Origin of the sequence: Roseateles albus, assembly GCF_028595345.1 — a bacterium.
In the GTDB taxonomy this organism is placed as follows: domain Bacteria; phylum Pseudomonadota; class Gammaproteobacteria; order Burkholderiales; family Burkholderiaceae_C; genus Paucibacter_A; species Paucibacter_A albus.
The window spans coordinates 1-19,849 of sequence record NZ_JAQQXT010000015.1 but is presented as its reverse complement, the minus strand read 5'-3'; the positions used below and the strand labels follow the sequence as shown (position 1 = coordinate 19,849).

Sequence of the window (19,849 nt, the reverse complement as noted above, 5' to 3'; positions counted from 1 at the left end):
ATGCTCAGCGCCGCGGCATGTCGCCGTAACCCTTGATCTGAATGGAAGTGCAAGCCATGAGCAACGAGCAAACGCTGGACCTGCCTGTAGACAATGCAGCCCATCTGCAAGACGAGTTCCATGACGAAGAACTGGACTCAATCGGCGACCACCACCGCATGGCGGCTCATCACTTTTCACTCGCCGCCGAGCACCATATTGCGGCGGCCGCTGCCGATGATGATGGCGACGATGAGAGCAATGCGCGGCATGCCTATCTGGCCTACCGCCACCAACTCAACGCGGTGCAATACGCCGAGATCGCCGCGCTCGACAACGACTGCCTGGACGATGCGATCGAAGGCTAATTGAACTGATTGAGCAGCTTGAGCTGACCTTTTAGCAGACAAAAAAAGACCTGTGAAACGGCCCGCATTGGTGTTTGAGCCGGTTCACAGGTCGCCATGAAGGTCTGAATTGATGCGGTTAACTGAGCAGTAAGGCCGCATCGGTCGGGCACCTGAGGCACCCTAGGTCTTTTTAAAAATTCCTCGCTTCCCTGTTTCGTCGCTTCGTAACTATTTCCCCGACTTGTTCAAACTGCCCTGCATCCTGCCCGCCGCCTCTGCAGGGCTTAGTTTTCCGGCCAGCACCAGGCTATGGACCGCCCAAAAATCAGACTCCAAGCTCGGCCGCCCACGGTTGAGGATCTGCGCATTCAGGCGGATCGTCGATGCACAAGACTTGCGCCAATCCATCATTTGTTTGGCCACGGGATCCAGCACCGGCACAAGATGGTTGGACAAGCTGAAAAAACCCGTCACCTTGTTGGTGTAGAGGTCGGCAAACTCTTGCGACGCCATCCAGGTCAAGAGCTTGTAGGCCTCCTCCTTGTTCTTGGAGCGCGGGTTGATGCCAATGCCGATGTCCGAATGGTCGGAGATATGGCAGGCCGCACCGGGCTTGGGCACCGGCGGCGGGAAGGCACCAAAGTCCAGGCTTTGCGCCCTTATCGGCCCGATATCCCAGGAGCCGGCCGGATACACCGCTGCACGGCCAAGGCCGAACAAGCTTTGCGAATCCGCATTCGTCTGCGTCGCAGCACCCTTGCTCAGATAGGGCTGCAACCTGGCCATCAAAGCCCAAACATCGACGAATTCGGCATCGGTGAGCTTTTTCTTGCCTGCGATCAGCCCCTTGCGGCCGGCCTCGCCCTGCCAATAGGCGGGGCCCATGCCGTTGAAGATGACTTGATGCGTTTCCCATTGATCGGCCAGTCCAAGCGCCAGCGGTGTGTACTTACCCTGAGCCTTGACGGTATCCAGCAGCTTGAAAAACTCCGCCTCAGTGCCGGGCGGCTGCAGGTTCAGTTCGGCGAAGATTTTTTTGTTGTAGAAAAAGCCGTGGATCACCGAGGCAATCGGCATGCAATAGGTTTCACGCCCATCATCGGTTTGCCAGGCCAGCTTGGCCGAGGCCGGGAAGTCATCCAACTGACTGCGGCCTTGGCCGTCCAAGCGCTCAAGCAAGCCTTTTTTGTACAGGTTCAGCGAGGCGTCAAAAGGGCGGCAGGTGATCAGGTCGCCGGCCGTCCCGGCGCTCAAGCGCTGCTGCAGGCCGGCGTCATACTCGGTCGGCGCCGTCGGCACGAACTTGACCGCCGTCCCCGGATTCTTGCGCTGGAAGGCCGGAATCAACACCTCCTCCCACAAGACCTTGTCGTCAACCCGCCAGCTCTCTATCGTCAGCGCAGCCGCCCGCAGCGTCGACGGCAACAGGGCCGCGCCGACGCAAAACAAAAAGCTGGCCAGACGAAATTGCTTAGGCATTGGGGTCGTTCGACTCACAACTGATGAAGATGGGTTCGAGGTTCACAGCAAACAGGCCACACCATAGTCAAGCCACCCCTGTAACGCAATCAAAGCGCCGCCCTGAACGCCCGGCGCAAAGCGCTCACAAGGAACCAGCAAAAGCTAACGTCATATTCAGCCTGATTTCGGCGGCCAGCGGCAGTCCTCCACGGCCGGCGCACAATCAGCAGCTGCGCATCGATTTGAACGCCTTGCGACGGCGAATCTGTGGTGCGCAGGCGTCGTGTTACGTTTTTTAACGTGGGCCAGATGCCGCTATTCATGGGGGAGGTGAGCCGAATAGCCCCGGCAGGCAGTTCAGCCCAGCGAAACCCCCAATCGCCAAGCCACCCAGGCGCACCTGACAATTGTCACAAGCGCCCAATCCTCTGCCTGCTTTGACTTACACAACATCACCGAAGTCCAACGATTCTTTGGCTTGGGGCCTTTCGCCCCAGGGCAAGATGGCTCGCATGTTTGCTTTGCTCGCATTGGCTTTGCCCACAGTTGCTCCCCTCGGCTTGATCGCTGCCGCGCCCGGCAGTTGGGCAGCGCCTGCGCCGACCGCCAGCACCGACAGCGTAGGCGAGCTCAATGTCCTGCATTGGTGGACCTCGGCCAGCGAGCGTGCCGCCGCTGACCATGTGGCAGCCCGCATGAGCGAGTTGGGCCTGCGCTGGGTGGACGGCGCGGTGGCGGGCGGTGGCGGCGGGCCGGCCATCAAAGTGCTCAACGAGCGCACGCTGCGCGGCATGGCGCCCAAGGTGGCGCAGCTGAACGGTCAAGCCACCATCGAATGGGCCGAAATGGGCTTGCTGCTGGAGCTTGACGGCGTCGCCAAGCGACGCCAATGGGCGCGCACCATGTTCCCGCAGGTGACGGCGCAGCTGAATGTGCGCGAGCATGTCGTCGCCGCACCGCTGGGCATTCACCGCATCAACAACCTCTATCTGAACAAGGCCGTGTTTCGCCGGCTCAATATCGAGCTACCCAATCATTGGAGCGGGCTGCAAGCGGCCGCCGTGGCCCTGCGCGCCGCCGGCGTCACACCGGTCGCCTTCAGCGACGAGCCTTGGCAGGTGGCTACCGTTTTCGAAACCCTGCTGCTGGCCGAGGCGGGGCCGGCGCTGTACCGCAGGATGGTCGAACAGCGCGACCCGCAGGCCTTCAATGACCCGTCGGTGGAGCGCGCATTTCAGAGGCTACGCGACTGGCGCAACCTGGCGGCAGGCCCGGGCGAGCGCCCTTGGACTCAACTGGTGGCCGACTTTGCCGCCGGTCGCGCGGCGATGTTGATCATGGGTGACTGGGCGCGTGGCGAATTGGGCACGCTGGGCCTGGAAGGCGGGCGCGACTTTGCCTGTCAGGCCGTGCCGGGCACCAGCGGCGTTCACCAGTTCAGCATCGACACCCTAGCCATGCTGGCCGGCAATTACAGCGCCCAGGCCGAACAGGAAAAGATGGCCGAGCTGCTAGGCAGCGCGACCCTGCAACTGGGCTATAACCGCATCAAGGGCTCGGTACCGGTGCGCCGCGATGTGCCGGTCGATGAGCTGGACTATTGCGCCCAGCAGTCTTACCAGCTGTTCGCCAACCCGGCCACCGCGCGCGTGCCCAGCTTGGTGCACCGCATGGCTTTTGATGAAGTCGGCAAAAACGCCTTCATCGAAACCGTCCACCGCTTTGCACTGGACCCCAAACAAACACCCGCCGCAGCGCAGCGCAAATTGCAGGGTCTGCTGCGCGCTCTTGGCCCGAAATCCATGAAATCTGTGCAAGCGACACCATGACCCGTACGATCTTGATCGTTGATGACGACCAGAAAATCCGCACCCTGCTGAAGACCTATCTGGAGAAAAACCAGTACGAGGTCCGCTTGGCGCACGACGGCGCCAGCTTTCTGGCCGAGTTCGAGCGCTTCAAGGACGAAATCAGTCTGTGCATATTGGACGTCATGCTGCCCGACACCGAGGGCTTTGCGCTGTGCCAGGCGGTGCGCAAGCGCTCCGATGTGCCGGTCATCATGCTGACCGCCAGCGCCGATGAGACCGACCGCATCGTAGGTCTTGAGCTCGGTGCTGATGATTACATCGGCAAGCCCTTCAACCCGCGCGAACTGCTCGCCCGCATCAAGGCCATCCACCGGCGCTCTGGCCAGGACCGCGGCCAGACGGCGCGCTACTTCCGTTTCAACGGCTTTTGCCTGGACATTCTGGAGCGCAGCCTGATCGACCCGAGCGGCGAAGCCTCGGCCTTGTCGGGCATGGACTTTCAGCTGCTCAAGCTCTTGGTCGAGCATCCCGGCGAAGTGCTGGACCGTAGCCGCCTGGCCGAAGTCACACGCGGGCGCGACCTCGGCCCGCTGGACCGCTCGCTCGACGTGCAAGTCAGCCGCCTGCGTCAACGCCTGCATGACGACGGCAAGCAACCGGCACTGATCAAGACCGTACGGGGCTCGGGTTACGTCTTTTCCACCACGGTCACGTCGGGCCATGCGCCGTGAGCCTGAGCGGGCGATGACGGTGGGCGGGTCTGCGGGCCATAGTTCAGGAACGGTGGGCGGGCGCGGCTGGCTGCAGCGCTTTGTCGCCTTCTTGTTTGACAGCCTGCAAGGCCGCTTTGTGCTGGCCATGTTGGGCAGCCTGGTGCTGGTGCAGCTCTTGATCAATCTGCTTTGGTACAAGCAGCTGGAGCAACGCACCACCCGGCAAACCGAGCTGGCCGCCCACCATGTTGCGAGCGGCGCTCTAGGCGCTTTGCGCGCGCTGCGTGAGCTGCCGGCCACTTACCGGCCGCTCTTGATCGAGCAGCTGCGCACCATGGGCGGCACGCGCTTTCTGGTGTTCTTCAATAACGCCGAGGTTGCAGTGCAGCCCCTGCCCGAGCAGGCCTTGGCGCGCCTGCTGGAGAGTCGGGTACGCCAAGAGCTGCTCAATCAGTTGGCGCCTGGGACGCGGCTGCGCGTCACGCTGGCCTCGCCGGTGGGCTTGAAGGTCGCGCCCAGCGGCGCCTTACTCGCCGATCTGCCCGACAGCTGGGTCGACCCCTCGCTGCTGGATGCCGAGCGCCCTGCCCCGTTCCTGGTGATTCAAGCGGAAACCGAACCCGGCCAGTGGCTCTACCTGAGCAGCGCCATGCCCGACCCCTATTTTCTTGAACAGCTGGAATTTTTCACCTGGCAGCGGATAGTGCCGCAGTTGCTCACGCTGGGCCTGGCCCTGCTGATGACGCTGATCACCGCGCGCGCGCTGACCAGCCCTTTGCGGGGCTTGAGCCGGGCGGCGGCACGAGTCGGGCGGCGCGCCAACCCCAAGCCGTTGACTGTTACCGGCACGGCCGAAGTGCGGCGCGCGATTGAGGCCTTCAACGAGATGCAGGAGCGCATACGGCGCTACCTGAGTGACCGCGAACGGCTGTTCGCCTCGATCTCGCATGACCTGCGCACGCCCATCACCCGGCTGCGCCTGCGTAGCGAGTTACTTGACGACCTGGCCGTGCAAGATGAGTTCCATGAGGATTTGGACGAACTCGACATGATGGTCAAGACGGCGCTGCAAATCGTCAAGGACACCGATATCCACGAGAACCGCGTGCCTGTGCGCATCGACCTGGTGCTGCAAAAAATGGTGCGCGACGCCCGCATGGCCGGCCAGCAAATCGAGCTGTCGGAGCAGCCCTTGACCGTCTTCGGCAAGCCCTTGGCGCTCAAGCGTGCCCTCGGCAATCTGATCGACAACGCGATGTTCTATGGTGCCAACGCCGGCCATACCGGACTGCACAAAGCCGAGCTCACCATGAGTGAAGGCGCGCCCGGCAGCGCCGAGCAAGGTCAGGTCTTGCTGACCGTACGCGACTTCGGGCCGGGCGTACCCGACAGCGCTTTGGCCAAGCTGGGCCAACCCTACACCCGCCTGGCCCATGGCGCCAAGATGCGCGAGGAAGGCTTAGGGCTGGGCCTGTCCATCGTGCGCGACATCGTCGCCGACCATGGCGGCGCTTTGCGCTTTCGCAACCATCCGCAGGGCGGCTTCGAGGTGCGCGTGGCCTTGCCTGCTCACCCTGTGCCAGAAGCAACCCCCATCAACACCCCCTGATGCAGCACCAAGCTCCCCAAGAAATCGTCATCATCGGCGGCGGCACGGCCGGCTGGATGGCAGCCAATTTGCTGGCCCATCAATGGCGCAGCCATGGCACCCAGATCATGCTGATCGAGTCCAGCGACATCGGCATCATCGGCGTCGGCGAAGGCTCCACGCCCTATTTGCGCCAGTTCTTCCACCGCCTTGGGATTCAAGAAAGCGAATGGATGCCGGCCTGCAACGCCACGTACAAATGCGGCATCAGGTTCCCGGGCTGGTCGACACAGCCGGGCTACGAGCAATATGTGCACCCCTTCTTCAATCAGGAAGACCTGAAGGTGGGCAGCGAGCTTTTCACCAACGCCCGGCTGCGCCGGCGCGGCACGGCGGCGCAAGCCAACCCGCAAGACTTCTTCATCGCCGCCGAGCTGGCCAGGCAGCGCAAGGCGCCGTTCTATCTGCCGCGGAGCGATGACCGCCCCGCTCCGGCGACCGACTATGCCTACCACTTCGACTCCGGCCTGCTGGGCGCCTTCCTGAAAGGCCATGCCTCCAAACTCGGCGTTAGACACCGGCTCGACACCGTGGCAAGGGTAGAGCTGAGCGAGACGGGCGACATCGCGCACCTGCTGATGCACAGCGGCGCCATCGTTAAGGCCGAGCTCTTTCTCGACTGCAGCGGCTTCAAAGGGCTCTTGATCAACGAAGCGCTGGGTGAGCCCTTTGTTTCCTTCAAAGACAATCTTTTCAACGACCGCGCCATCGCCATCCCCAGCAGCTTGAACGAGGAAGAAGACATCCCGTCCGAAACCACGTCCACCGCCCTGCGCAACGGCTGGGTCTGGCAGATTCCACTCAGCAGCCGCTATGGCAATGGTTATGTCTACGCCTCAGACTTTGCAAGCCCCGAGAAGGCCGAGACCGAGCTGCGCCAGCATCTGGGTGCGGCCGCACACAACAAGGAAGCGCGCCACCTGAAGATGCGGGTGGGCCGGGTCGAGCAACATTGGCGCAACAACTGCCTGGCCATAGGCTTGTCCCAAGGCTTTATCGAGCCGCTGGAAGCCACCGCCTTGATGTTGATTCAGTTCTCGGTGGATCTTTTCATTGACCAGATGGAAGCGAGCCAGTTCAGCCGCAGCCGCCAAGCGCAATTCAATCGGCGCATCAATCAAATGTTCGAAGGTGTGCGCGACTATGTGGTGGGCCACTATCAGCTCAATACGCGCCATGACAGCGACTACTGGCGCGCCAATCGCGCGCATCGCCATATCTCAGACCGACTGGCCAGTATTTTGGAAGTCTGGGATCAGGGCGGTGACTTCGAGGCTGAACTGACTCGGCATGGCGAGGCCTTGATGTATATCCGGCCGTCTTGGTATTGTTTATTGGCCGGCATGGGTCGCTTTCCGGCGGATCTGAAGCCTCTGAGCACGGAACAGCGAGCAGAGCTCATGAGCGGCGAACAAGCGCGCGCCGCCCTGACAGACACGGTGACGCAGTTCTACGGGCACCGTCAGTATTTGCAGCTACTGAAGTAGGCGAAAGCAAGCGCGCAAAAGCAAAACGCCGCAAAACACAATATAGGGCTGCGGCGTTTTGCGGGGCTGTCTGGGCCTACTTCCAGCGCCGCATCTTGTGACCCACCAATGCATAGAACAGGATCATGCCGTAGCAGGGCAGCATCACCCAGTATGCGGCCTGAGAGTTGCCGGCATCAGAGAAATGACCGTACAGCATGGGCAATAAAGCGCCACCGGCAATGCCCATGATCAGCAGGGCGGAGCCGGCTGCCGTGTACTTGCCAAGGCCTTCCAGCGCCAGCGGCCACAACGATGGCCAAACCAAGGCATTGGCAAAACCCAGCAGGGCCAAAAACATCACCGTGTTGGGCACCACCGGCACGCCGGCCCAGCCGAGCAGCGCTTGCGAGAGGCTGGTATCGGTGCTTGAGCTCGTGATGATGCCGGCCGTAAAGGCGATACCGCTGAGCGCAGACATGAGCAAAGCCGCCTTTTGCGACATCAGCTTGGGGATGGTCAGCACACCTAAGCAATAGCCCAAGACCATGAAACCCATGGTGTAAGAGGTCAGCACGGCAAAGTTCTTGACGCCAAGAGTTTGGCCGTAAAGCCCAATCGTGTCGCCGGCAATCACCTCAACGCCGACATAGGCGAACAGCGCCAGCGCGCCCAGCACCACCTGCGGAAACTGAAACACGCCGAACCGGTCGACCTCGGTCTGCGTGTCCTCTTCGTCAAGCGACAACTCGGGCAAAGACGAGAAGTGAACGACGACCATAAAGCACAGCAAGACCGCCGCCATCACGGCATAGGGGAATACCAGCCGCACAGACAAGTCAGCCCGGATCTGCGCGCGCGCGCCAGCATCCAGCGCCGCCAGTGCCGCTTCGGAATGCATGTCTATGCCTGACAACATCACCGCCGCAAACACCAAGGGCACAACGATGCCCGCACCCTTGTTGAACAAGCCCATGATGCTGATGCGGGTGGCCGCACTTTCACGCGGTCCGATACAGACGATATAGGGATTGATGGCCGTCTGCATCAGCGTCATGCCGGTGGCCAGCGTGAACAGCGCCAGCAAGAAGATGCCGTAATAGCTGGACTTGGCCGCCGGAATGAACAGCAGCGCGCCCACAGCCATAACGCCCAGCCCAACTGTCATGCCGTTCTTGTAGCCGATGCGGCTGAGCACGGCGGCCGAGGGCAAGGCCATCACCGTGTAGGCAATGTAGAAGGCGAAGGTCACCCATAGCGCCTGGAAGTTGTTCAGATCGCAGACGATCTTCAGAAAGGGAATGAGCGAGCCATTCAACCAGGTCACAAAACCGAGGATGAAGAACATCAGCCCGATGAAGAGCATGGGCAGCAAGACGCTGGGCGCCCGGCTGGCCTTTTGGACATTGGTGTTCATGACGGAATCCATAAATTTCAAACACTCCTGCCCCAACACCTGGCGCTAACGAGCTTGGGCGTGGGCGAGAAAAAAGCCTCCCTGAGGACGGGGAGGCTTTTTCAGTGATGCGATCCCTTGAGACTCTGGGACCGCGACTAGCCGGTTCCCGTCAGAACTTGGCGCGCAGGCCGACGCTGTAACGAGCGCCGTTCTCGTAAATACCGACCGGAATACCGTCCGACGTGTTTTGCTTGACCAGCTCGTTATTCAGATTCACGCCGGTCGCAAACAGGCTCAGCTTGGGCGTGATATCCCAGCTGGCGGTCGCGTCGATTTGGCCGTAAGCGCCATTGACCTGTTGACCACCGGAATCCAGATCACCAAAAGACTTGGAGCGGTAGTTATACGAAACCCGCAAACTGATGCCGTTCTTTTCGTAGTAGCCACTGATGTTGTACTGGTCACGCGAGTTACCCAGGACCTTCAGCTCAGGGTCCCCTGGATTGACCTTGCCGGCCTTGGCGTCGGTGTAGGTGTAGTTGGCCACCGCACCGAAGCCGCTATTGCCGAAAGGCTGCTGCCACTGCAGTTCAAAGCCCTTGATGTCCGCACCGTTATCGGCGTTATAGGGCCGCTGCACATTGAAGGTCTGGCCGCCGATCACCTCTTTCGTGTATTTCTTGTAGGCGAAGGTGTCGAGCTTCTTCACAAAAGCGGTCGCAGCAATCACGGCCGCATCATCAAAATACCATTCGGCGCCAAACTCGGCTTGATTGGCATGCACTGGCTTCAACAAAGGGTTGCCGGCTTTACCGTCGGTCAAGATGGTGCCATCGGGCGTGAAGCCGGGGCTGAGCAAATTGAAGGAATGACGCGCCATGACCTTGGAGATGGCACCGCGCAAAATGACCTTTTTATTCAGGTCATAGGCCATGTTCAGGTTCGGCAAGACATCGGTGTAGTTGTTGTCTACGCTGGTGCTTTCGAACTTCTGCGTGTTGGCATTGATCACATTGCCCTGCGAGTTCTGCTGGGTTTTCACGAAGCGCACACCCATATCGCCGCGCAATTTATCGATCGCGAAATCACCCTTGACATAGGCAGCCGAGATTTTCTCGTGAATCTTGTAGTTCGAACCCGGCAGCGGCGCGTACTTCATCACCTTGTCGTACATCGGGATGCCCTTGCTGTCCACCAAGCCGTCATCAAACCAAGCGTATTGCGTCAATGCGCCCGGTGTGGCTGCGGCTTGGCTCAACAAAGGTGAAGGACCGGTAGACAAATCGGCCAGCGAGAAAGGCTTCCAATCCGGCGATTTGGTATCCGCAACACCTTGGATACGGGTGTTCTCAAGCGTGTTGTCGCGGAACTTGGCGCCGATGCTGACAGCATTGAAGAAAGGCGTAGTCAGATCAAAAACCAAATCACCTTGGACATAGTTTTCTTTGCCCTTCATTTCGCGTGTGCGGTCATCACCCCCTTGCAAAGTCAAGACCTTTGGATCGAGCGGGCTGATGTCCAAGTATTTAACGCCATACTTGTCCGGACCCAGATCCAATTGAACGCGTGAATCACCCTGCATCCAGAAGTGGCGATCATGCGTGCTGCCGCCGGAGCTGGATGTCGTACCGACTTGGCCATGAGCCTTCCAGTTGGTACCTTGGTAGCTACCGTCCAGATCCAGCACATCCGACTTCATGAAGGACTTGCGATAGATAGGCTCAAACGAAACGCCGCCCACCTTGGGCAAGGTGCCGCCGACCAGGGCTTTCTTGCCGTCAGAAGTGGAGATGAACTTGGGGTCGACAACGTTGATATTGCCATTGGCATCTGCCAAGCCGCCGGCTTGCCACAGATAATTCTGGTTGTTGTTGTCCATCTTCATGTCTGAATTCATGTAATTCAGAATGATGTCGGCCTCGCGAACGGGCTTGAATTCCAAAGCCACATTGGCAGTGTTGCGCTCGCGGTCTTGGCGAAAGATCGCGGATCCACCACCCCATGAAGCGTAGGCATCGGTCTTGACGCCATTCTGGTCAACGATTGGGGTGGTGCTGCCGCCAGCGGTGAAGTTCTCCAGACCGTCACGGCGCATCGTGCGGGTCTGCCGGTTGACGGCCACCATCACACCGAAGGTCTTGTCGTCGTTCTTCCAGTTCAACAGACCCGACAATTGCGGATCGGTCTTGGCGGGCAGCTTGCTATAAACGGCCTCAACGCTAGCTTGGGCGGTCAGCTGATCCTTGAAGTCCAATGGCTTGCGCGTCTTGACGTTGACCAAACCGCCAATGCTGCCTTCGTCTTGATCGGCGGAAGGGCTCTTGTAGACATTGATGCTGCCGACGATTTCGGACGGCAGGATGTCGTAGTTGAAACTGCGGGTTTGTGGCTCATTGAGCCACCATTCGCTTGATGAGACCGCTTGCCCATTGAGCTGGGTCATGTTCAGGCTCTTGTCGGTGCCGCGCACAAAAATCGCCTTGCCTTCACCCCAGCCACGATCAACCGAGATACCGGGCACGCGCTGCAGCGAGTCGGCCACGTTACGGTCAGGGAACTTACCCACGTCTTCCGAGCGGATCGAATCAACGATGGCGTTCTGCTCACGCTTCTCCGACAGATTGCGCTGCAGCGTGGCACGCACGCCGCGAATCTCAACCGTTTCCAGCTCGGCATTCTTGCCCGCTTGAGCTGTCGTTGCGGCAGCGGCTTGAGGGGCTTCGTCAGCGGCGCTGGCGTTGTGAAACGCCGTGGCGCCCAACATCAGGCTGATCAGGCTGGGCAGAAGTTTCTGCTTGAAAAGTGGCTGGGACATGGGTTGGCTCCGTTTGAATTTGTGGACGAAGGGATTTGGATAAATCAGTTCGAGGCCGCAATTTAGCGGCTCAAGCGGGCCTTGGCGCATGGCGTTGCGTTTTGTTGGACTTCATTGCAGCCAAGTTACAAAGCCAGCCGGCAGCGCAAGATTGGGGCCTGCGCGGGTGCGGGTAGACCCTGATCTCCCGATCAGGGTCTACCCTTGTTACGGCAAATTCAGAGTTGCGGCGCGGGCACGATGGTGGCCGAACATTCGCCAAAACCGATGCGGCGGGCACCGTCTTTCGACGCAAAGGCGCGCAGGCTGACGCAGTCGCCGTCGGCCAAGAATGCACGCGTCTCGCCGTTAGGCAAGCTCAGGCTTTGTTTGCCACCCAGGGACAGCTCCAACATCGAGCCGCCTTCGCTGGCCTCGGGGCCCGACTGGGTGCCCGTGCCCAGCAGATCACCGGGCTGCAGATTGCAACCATTGCTGGCGTGGTGCGTCAGCATCTGCGCCAAGGTCCAATAGGCATGCTTGAAGTTGGAGCGCATCAAGCGCGTGGCCGGCTCACCAGCGGCGCGCATGGTCTCGGTCTGCAACCAAACCTCCAGCTCGATCTCGTAGCCGCCCTCGCTGCGGTTTTTGTCCGAGTCGAGGTAAGGCAGCGGCTGCGGATCACTGGCTGGATGGGCAAAGGCAATGCGAAAGGGCTCCAACGCGTCCATGGACACGATCCAGGGCGAGATCGTGGTGGCGAAGTTCTTGGCCAGGAAAGGGCCCAGCGGCTGGTATTCCCAGCCCTGCATATCGCGCGCCGACCAGTCGTTCAGCAAGGTCACGCCAAACATATGCTCGTCCGCGTCGGCCATCGGAATAGGCTCTCCGAGGGCATTGCCGCCGGCCACAAACAGGCCGAGTTCCAACTCATGATCAAGGCGCTTACAGGCTGCGCGTACCGGCACTTCGGCGCCCGGCGGCATCAACTGACCCAAAGGGCGGCGCACGGTGCTGCCGCTGACCCCGATCGAGCTGCTGCGGCCGTGATAGCCGATGGGCACCCATTTGTAGTTGGGCAGTAAGGGGTTGTCTGGGCGGAACAGTTTGCCCACCGTGGTGGCGTGGTGGATGCCGGTGTAGAAGTCGGTGTAGTCGCCGATGCGGCAAGGCACGGCCATCTGGGCCTGCGCTTGCGGCAGCAAACAGGCAGTCAGTGCAGACTGCTGCTTAGAGCCTTCGGCCAAAGCGTCGAACAAGGCATGCCGTACGAGCCGGCGCTTGGAAGCGCTTTGGGCCATGAAGCTGTTCAAGTCGCCGTCGGCCAAGGGCTGCAGCAGAACCTGCACGGCCGAGCTCCAGCGCCCTGCACTCGCGGCCAGTCGCAGATCAAGGACTTGATCGCCAATGGCGATGCCGACGCGGGCGCTCTCGTTCGAGCCAGCGCGGCGGAACAGACCGTAGGGCAGGTTCTGCAGCGGGAAGTCGGAGTCAGCCAGATTGGCGCTGGCGACAAAACTTTGCGCTTCTGGGTTGTGGGTGTGGTCAAGCAAGCTCATGGCATTCATTCCTGAAAGTTGTCGGTCAGGCCAGCCCAGCAGGCGGCGTAATTGGTTTCAAGCGCGCCGCCCTTGAGCGCGAACTCGGTCGGCAGCAAACGCCAGCGGGTTTCGAACATAAAGGCCAGGGTGTTGTCGAGCTTGTGCGGCGCCAAGTCGGCATTGCTTGCCTTGTCAAAGGCCTCGGTATCGGGGCCATGGGGCACATAGGCATTGTGCAAGCTGGAGCCACCGGGCTTGAAGCCTTCGGGCTTGGCGTCGTACTGGCCGAGCACCAGGCCCATGTACTCGCTCATCACATTGCGGTGATACCAGGGCGGGCGGAAGCTGTCCTCGGCCACCATCCAGCGCGGCGGGAAAATCACGAAGTCGCAATTGGCCCAACCGGCGGTGTCGGACGGCGAGGTCAGCACGGTGAAGATGCTCGGGTCGGGGTGGTCAAAGCTGATCGACCCTATGGTCATGAAGTGCTTGGTGTCGTACTTGTAAGGCGTTAGGTTGCCATGCCAGGCGACCACATTGAAGGGGCTGTGCGCTTGGACTGCGCACCACAGGCTGCCGCCGTACTTCTTGACGATTTCGTAGGCACCTGGCGTGGCCTCAAAGGCCGCCACCGGTGCCAAAAAGTCACGAGCATTGGCCAGCCCGTTGGAGCCAATCGGGCCCAACTCGGGCAGGCGGAAGGCGGCGCCGTAGTTCTCGCACACATAGCCGCGCGAAGGGCCGTCCAGTTCAACCTTGAAGGCCATGCCGCGCGGCAGCAAGGCGATCTCGCCCGGTGCGACGTCGAGCAAACCCAACTCGGTCGCGATGCGCAAGACACCTTGCTGCGGCACGATCAGCATCTCGCCGTCGGCATTGATAAAGGCACGCCGCCCCATGCTCTGGTTGGCCACGTACAAATGCGTGGCAATGCCCAGCTGCGCGTCCGGGTCGCCATTGACGGCCATGGTGCGCAGGCCTTCGACGAAATCGGTCGGCTCGGCCGGCATCTCTATCGGCGCCCAGCGCATGGGATCGGGTGGCGACACCTGCCCCTCACGCGCGCCGGTGCAGAGGTAGGCATGGGCCAGCGGCAGGAAGCTGCCGACCACCACCGAAGGCTGGCGGCGATACAGCCAGCTGCGTAAATTCTCATTGCGCGGCGCGGTAAAGGCGCTGCCCGAGAGCAACTCGGCGTACAGGCCACGGGCCACTTTTTGGGGGCTGTTGCGCCCTATCGGCAAGCTGCCAGCGATGGCTTCGCTTTGATGTTGATTGCCGAAACCGGCTGAATAGTTCAAGGCGCTCATGGGCAACTCAGGGTTAAAAACGGGAAAGGCAAGGCCGGCTGCACCGAAGGCTTTTTGCCGGCACGGAATTAAACCAGCGCCACTTCAATTTGTCTATAGCTAACCACACAGGGAAAATGAGCAAGTTTTGGCGGGCGCACTTCGGGTCTAATCTTTCGCCATGACAAGCCCTGCACATCCCAACACCGACAAGCATCAACGTGGCGGCCCACGCGGCATTCAGAGCATCGAGGTCGGCGGGGCCTTGTTGACGGCGCTGGTGCACCATGGCCGGCCCTTGGCGCTGAAGGACTTAGCGCGCGAAGCTGCGATGGCTCCAGCCAAGGCTCACCCCTATTTAGTCAGTTTTATCAAGCTGGGCCTGGTCGAGCAAGAAGCGGTGAGTGGCCGCTACGGCCTCGGTCCGCTCGCCTTGCAACTCGGCCTCATCAGCCTGCAGCAATACGACCCGGTGCGCTTGGCCACGCCGCGCATCGAAGAATTGGCCATGCAACTGGGCCACACGGTCGCCATCGCCGTGTGGGGCAATCGCGGGCCGACGATTGTGCGCGTGGCCGAAGCGCCCAGCCCCGTGCATATCAGCATGCGGCACGGGACGGTGATGGGGCTGCGCGGCACGGCCTCGGGCCGCCTGTTCGCCGCGCATTTGCCCACCGACTTGGTCTTATCGGCCTTGGCCGCCGAAGCGCCGCAGCAAGCCGCAGCGGCGCCAAAAATTGACGCTCAGTTTGCGGCTTTGCTGGCCTTGGCGCGCAAGGACGGCCTTGCCAGCGCTCACGACGGTATCGTGCTCGGGGTCAGCGCCCTGGCCGCGCCGGTTTTTGATGACCAAGGCCGGATCGCGCTGAGCCTGACGGCAATTGGCCCGAGCGGCAATTTCGACCTGAATCTGCACGGTCCGATTGCCTTGGCGCTAAAGAGTGCAAGCACCGACTTGTCACGTCAGTTGGGCTGGCGTGAGCCGGCGCAAAGCTAAGCGCCCAAGCTTGCTGCGGCGCCATCAGATCGGCGAATCAGATCGGCCAAGTAAAAAAAGCGAGCCTGCTCGCGCTGACTCGCTTTTCTATCAGCCGGACAAAAGGACCGGCGTTCGTAATGCTCGCGCCGGTCAGGCCGCTGCCGCAGAGCCTTCTTGACTGGCCAGGCGATTCATATTGCCCATCGACACGCGGTGCATTTCCAGCAGCGACAGCAAACCGTTGCGGTGCAACTCGACCACCTTGGCATCGTCCAATCCGGCCAGCTTTTGCTCATCAACGGCCAAGAAACCTTCGACGTCGATCTTTTCACCGCTGGCCAAGGTGGCCTCAAAGCGCATATCGCGCAAGAGATCCAACTCAACCAACATCTGGCAGAAGGCCCGAGTGCGCTCGGACTCTTGCTCGAAGTTCTCCAAGAAAGTCTTGGCGTTCAGCAAGAACTCGGTCGGCTGACCGTCGGCTGCGAACAGCGAAGTGCCTTCGCTCTCCGAAAAACCGGCCCATTCGCTGTCAAAACAAACGGCGATGGTGTCGGAGTCTTGCTCCAGGCGAGCCATGGCGAAGGGATAACGGCGCAGATACGCGGGCACGTAGTGACCCGTCCACTTGCCGTCTTTGACGAACAAGTTACTGGAGGGCTTGAGGCCCAGCACGGCCAGCGGCGCGACCACGGGCTTGGCACCCTCGGCCGGCGCATCACCCACACGCACGAACACGATCGGGTACTCTTTGCAGGCCTCAGCAAACTCGACCACGGCCAGGAACAAGGAGTTCATGCCCTTCACCCGGTCCAGCGTCGGCAACTCCGTTTTCAGGCGCAGATTCTTGTGCGCGACACGGTCCAGCGGCGTCAAATTGCCGTACATCATTGGGCTTGCACTCATTTTTCACTCTCTCCATCTACGGTCAGACGACTGACCAACACTTTGTCAACACGCTTGCCATCCAGGTCCACGACCTCGAATCTCCAAGCATTCCACTCCACCACATCGGCCGTGCGCGGCAAGCGCCCCAGCAGCAGCATCACCATGCCGGCCAGGGTGTTGTAGCGCCCACGATCCTCTTCGGGTAGCTCTTTCAGGGCCAGGCGGTCCTTCAACTCGGTCACCGGGATCAGGCCATCCAGCAGCCAGCTCCCGTCCTCGCGTTGCACCGCCCAAGCATCACCATCACCGGGCGCATTGAACTCCCCCGCAATGGCTTCCAACACGTCGCGCACAGAGATCACGCCCTGCACCTCGCCGTACTCATCCACGACAAACACCAGCGGTGCATCCGAGACCCGGAATTGCTCCAGCAACTCCATGCCCGACAGCGTCTCAGGCACAAACACCGGCACTTCGAGGTCCTCGGACAAAGACAGCGGCGCGCCGCTCAGCGCCCGCTGCAACAGCACCTGCGCCGACACGATGCCCAGCACCTCGCTCAGCCCATCTCGGCAGACCGGATAGCGGCTATAGCCATGGCCACGCAAGACTTCCAGCACCTGTTGCGGCGTGTCGGTAACGTCCAGCCAGGCGATTTCACCGCGCGGAATCATCATCGAGCCGATCTCGCGCTCATCGAGTCGGAACACATTGCGCACCATCTGATGCTCATGCTCCTCGATCACGCCTGCCTCGCGCCCCTCATCCAGGCTGGCGGCGATCTCTTCTTCGGTCACGCCGCGCTGAGCCCGTCCGCCCTGCCCCATCAGGCCCAAAATAGCCTCGGTACTGAAGCTCAAAAACTTCACCAAAGGTCGCGCAGCCGCCGACAAAAAATTCATCGCCGGCGCTACCCGCCGAGCGACCGTCTCAGGGTAAATCTGCCCGATACGCTTGGGCACCAACTCGCCGAAAATGATCGTCACGATGGTGATGATGACCACCACCAAGGCGGTCGAAGCGATCTCCACCGCGCGGTCATGCAGGCCGAACTGTTCGCCCAACCAATGTGCAAGCGGACCCGAGAAAGCCGCGTCACCGACGATGCCGTTGAGCACGCCGATCGAAGTGATGCCGACCTGCACGGTCGAGAGAAACTTGGTCGGGTTGTCGTGCAAATCCATGGCCGCCCGCGCACCGGGCTCCCCTGCCTCCACCAAAACCTGCAATCGCGCTTTGCGGCTGGCCGACAAGGCCATTTCCGACATCGCAAAAAAAGCATTCAAGAACAACAAGAAAATGAGAAAGGCGGTATCCATTGGGGGCGTCAGCAAAGAATAATCAGGGTTATCCCTTGGTGACACAGTCAAGAAGCAAGAGGCCGCAAGCGTAGCAGAAGGCCGTGACGATAGAAGTCGCACAATCCCGATATGAACTATCTGATTGGTGACCTGCAAGGCTGTTGCGACGCGTTCGAACGCCTCTTGCTCAAGATTGACTTTTCGCCCTCGCGCGACCGGCTCTACCTGCTTGGCGACTTGGTCAACCGCGGGCCAGCCTCCTTGGCCACCTTGCGGCGGCTGATGGAGTTGGGCAACTCGGCGACCTGCTTGTTGGGCAACCACGACCTGCATTTGTTGGCGATTGCCTACGGCGTCAAAAAACCGCATCGCAGCGACACTGTCCAAGGCATTCTTGACGCCCTTGACCGCGCAGCCCTGCTGGACTGGTTGCGCCACCAACGCATGGCCTGCTATGCGCAGGGTTGGTTGATGGTGCATGCCGGCGTGCTGCCGCAGTGGACGCTTGAAGACACCTTGGCATCGGCCGGCGAAGTTGAGTCGGTATTGCGCGGCCCCGACCTGGGCGGCTTTGTACGCGAAATGTATGGCAATGAGCCCGCCGCCTGGGACGCTGCCTTGGTCGGTACGGCCAGGTTGCGTTGCATCGTCAATGCTTTGACCCGACTGCGTTTTGTGGACAGTGCAGGGCGGATGGACTTCAAGACCAAAGACAGCGCCGACAGCGCGCCGCCCGGCCACCGCCCCTGGTTCGACGCTGCAAACAGGCGCACTGACGCAGTGCCGATTGCCTTCGGCCACTGGTCAACGCTGGGCCTTGTGCAACGGCCGAATCTGCTCGCACTCGACACCGGCTGCGTCTGGGGCGGGCGCCTCACGGCGGCCAGCGTCGAAAACGGCCAGTCGCTGGAGCTGATTTCGGTGAAATGTGAGCAAGCGCAAAAGCCGGGCTAGAATCTCGCCCTTGTGTTCGATGCACGGTTTCGCGTCGCACCCAAGTAGGCAAGGCCTCGGCGGTTGAAGGCACCGGTCTTGCTCAATCGACGCTTTAGCGGCGATTGCGCCGAAGCTCACATCGCGCCAGCGATGTGAGTGCAGGCAAAACCGGCGACTCGTCGCTGGCACAATTGAATTTGAAAGTTCCAGGAAGCTTGGCCGAGCGGTTTAAGGCACCGGTCTTGAAAACCGGCGAGGGTTTATCCCCTCCGTGAGTTCGAATCTCACAGCTTCCGCCAGATGACGTTCCGTAAGTAGTTGATTTGGCTGACAATTTTTCAGCTTCGCATACGGCAACTTACAAGTCAACTAGCGAGCAAGCCCGGCACACTCAGCGTGTGCCGGGCTTTTTTTCGACTATCAAGACCATGATTGGTGGTTGTCCGCGGCCATCGAACTGGCGCCGTCCAAGGGAAAAACGCACTGTTGCCGTGGGTCTGTGCCAAGCAGCAGCAAGCTCTGCCTTGCCAGAAACTTGAACTACACAAAGTAATTCTTTATCGCCAGCCAACCGAATTGGCCGGGCAAGCATGATTCCACTCGGTCAATGCGTCGCATGCACCGGCACTAGATGGGCAAAGCGACGCCACAACTTCGCCAGGTGTGAATTGGCGATGAGTGGCACTGCTCAGATTGCACCAACCCTCATCCATCGCCTATGCACCTATCCATGACTGACCAGGTGCGCCGCAGTTTTACGCCGTCGGTTCTCACCAATTCAAAGGTCATGTAAAGGCAACCACGAAGCCAGACAGCGTTGCCTGGGCGCTCGTCCCTGCATTCGGCCAACTTGTTTCCGCACCAGGAAGCCCCCTAGCGCCAAACGACGGAACTAGCAACATGGGGATACGAAACCATAGATCGTTACTGAAACACACCCCGAAAAGATAGAAGTTTTATGAGGGATCTCAGCAAGGTCGCATTTCGAGAAGATGCATCTGTGCACAAAAGAACATCTATGTGTGCATCAACCGAAGGACCAAATCATGACCCGTATTCAGGAATTTCTCAACCACGCTCCACAGTCCGAACCGCAGGGACGCGCCGCGATGGGGGCCAAGGGCGCTCGCCACTTCACCGCACCAGGTGATCAGTCTCTTGACCCCTGGGCCTGTTGGCGATCACTGAAAACTGACCCACCTGCAAGGGCCGCGATCGCGCAAAACTGACCCATGTATCGACACTGTCCTGCTCAAGGCTGAGCGGGGAATCAGGAGTGATTAACGTGGGCATG

At 60.5% G+C, this 19,849-nt stretch carries 15 protein-coding genes and 1 tRNA gene; 8 read left to right on the top strand and 8 right to left on the bottom strand.

From position 1 onward, the window contains the following. Nucleotides 1–56: 56 nt before the first annotated feature. The gene (locus PRZ03_RS19930; protein ID WP_263535672.1) at nt 57–347 is read left to right on the top strand and encodes a hypothetical protein; all 291 of its coding nucleotides are present in this window, start codon (nt 57–59) and stop codon (nt 345–347) included. Between the two features lie 210 nt (nt 348–557). On the opposite strand, the gene PRZ03_RS19925 is transcribed toward PRZ03_RS19930, so the two are convergent. Beyond that, entirely contained in the window at nt 558–1,808 is a 1,251-nt protein-coding gene (locus PRZ03_RS19925; protein WP_273601945.1) for an ABC transporter substrate-binding protein, read from the bottom strand. A gap of 89 nt (nt 1,809–1,897) precedes the next feature. Further along, a complete protein-coding gene (locus PRZ03_RS19920) occupies nt 1,898–2,113 on the bottom strand; it encodes a hypothetical protein (RefSeq protein WP_273601944.1) in 216 nt (71 codons plus the stop codon). 189 nt (nt 2,114–2,302) lie between these two features. On the opposite strand from PRZ03_RS19920, the gene PRZ03_RS19915 reads away from it, so the two are divergent. Genes PRZ03_RS19915 through PRZ03_RS19900 form a run of 4 tightly spaced genes read left to right on the top strand, consistent with a single transcriptional unit; the run spans nt 2,303 to nt 7,449 of the window. After that, a complete protein-coding gene (locus PRZ03_RS19915) occupies nt 2,303–3,619 on the top strand; it encodes an ABC transporter substrate-binding protein (protein WP_273601943.1) in 1,317 nt (438 codons plus the stop codon). Further along, nucleotides 3,616–4,332 (top strand): response regulator, encoded by a 717-nt coding sequence (locus tag PRZ03_RS19910; RefSeq protein WP_263535675.1) that lies wholly within the window; start codon nt 3,616–3,618, stop codon nt 4,330–4,332. Before PRZ03_RS19915 ends, PRZ03_RS19910 begins: the two co-directional genes overlap by 4 nt. Further along, on the top strand, nt 4,322–5,923 hold the full coding sequence (locus PRZ03_RS19905) for an ATP-binding protein (RefSeq protein ID WP_273601942.1): 1,602 nt from the start codon (nt 4,322–4,324) through the stop codon (nt 5,921–5,923). The genes PRZ03_RS19910 and PRZ03_RS19905 overlap by 11 nt, the downstream gene beginning before the upstream one ends. Then, the gene (locus PRZ03_RS19900; protein ID WP_273601941.1) at nt 5,923–7,449 is read left to right on the top strand and encodes a tryptophan halogenase family protein; all 1,527 of its coding nucleotides are present in this window, start codon (nt 5,923–5,925) and stop codon (nt 7,447–7,449) included. The genes PRZ03_RS19905 and PRZ03_RS19900 overlap by 1 nt, the downstream gene beginning before the upstream one ends. Nucleotides 7,450–7,525: 76 nt before the next feature. On the opposite strand, the gene PRZ03_RS19895 is transcribed toward PRZ03_RS19900, so the two are convergent. From PRZ03_RS19895 to hmgA, 4 genes are all read right to left on the bottom strand, one after another. Further along, entirely contained in the window at nt 7,526–8,845 is a 1,320-nt protein-coding gene (locus PRZ03_RS19895) for a sugar MFS transporter (protein WP_273601940.1), read from the bottom strand. Between the two features lie 151 nt (nt 8,846–8,996). Beyond that, complete coding sequence (locus PRZ03_RS19890; protein WP_273601939.1) at nt 8,997–11,642, bottom strand: TonB-dependent receptor; 2,646 nt, start codon at nt 11,640–11,642, stop codon at nt 8,997–8,999. Between the two features lie 218 nt (nt 11,643–11,860). Next, nucleotides 11,861–13,180, bottom strand: a complete 1,320-nt coding sequence (gene fahA, locus PRZ03_RS19885) for a fumarylacetoacetase (protein WP_273601938.1) — start codon at nt 13,178–13,180, stop codon at nt 11,861–11,863. Nucleotides 13,181–13,185: 5 nt separating this feature from the next. Beyond that, complete coding sequence (hmgA, locus tag PRZ03_RS19880; protein ID WP_273601937.1) at nt 13,186–14,472, bottom strand: homogentisate 1,2-dioxygenase; 1,287 nt, start codon at nt 14,470–14,472, stop codon at nt 13,186–13,188. Nucleotides 14,473–14,632: 160 nt separating this feature from the next. On the opposite strand from hmgA, the gene PRZ03_RS19875 reads away from it, so the two are divergent. Then, the gene (locus PRZ03_RS19875) at nt 14,633–15,448 is read left to right on the top strand and encodes an IclR family transcriptional regulator (RefSeq protein ID WP_263535682.1); all 816 of its coding nucleotides are present in this window, start codon (nt 14,633–14,635) and stop codon (nt 15,446–15,448) included. A 132-nt stretch (nt 15,449–15,580) separates the two neighbouring features. Here the strand turns inward: PRZ03_RS19875 and PRZ03_RS19870 are convergent, their stop codons facing one another. After that, nucleotides 15,581–16,336, bottom strand: coding sequence for a SapC family protein (locus tag PRZ03_RS19870; protein WP_273601936.1), 756 nt, complete (start codon nt 16,334–16,336; stop codon nt 15,581–15,583). Continuing rightward, a complete protein-coding gene (locus tag PRZ03_RS19865) occupies nt 16,333–17,637 on the bottom strand; it encodes a hemolysin family protein (protein ID WP_263535684.1) in 1,305 nt (434 codons plus the stop codon). Before PRZ03_RS19865 ends, PRZ03_RS19870 begins: the two co-directional genes overlap by 4 nt. Nucleotides 17,638–17,748: 111 nt before the next feature. Here PRZ03_RS19865 and PRZ03_RS19860 point away from each other — a divergent pair, with 111 nt between their 5' ends. Both PRZ03_RS19860 and PRZ03_RS19855 read left to right on the top strand, forming a co-directional pair. Continuing rightward, complete coding sequence (locus tag PRZ03_RS19860; RefSeq protein WP_273601935.1) at nt 17,749–18,573, top strand: symmetrical bis(5'-nucleosyl)-tetraphosphatase; 825 nt, start codon at nt 17,749–17,751, stop codon at nt 18,571–18,573. A 191-nt stretch (nt 18,574–18,764) separates the two neighbouring features. After that, nucleotides 18,765–18,854: transfer RNA gene (locus PRZ03_RS19855), tRNA-Ser, on the top strand. Nucleotides 18,855–19,849 lie beyond the last annotated feature (995 nt).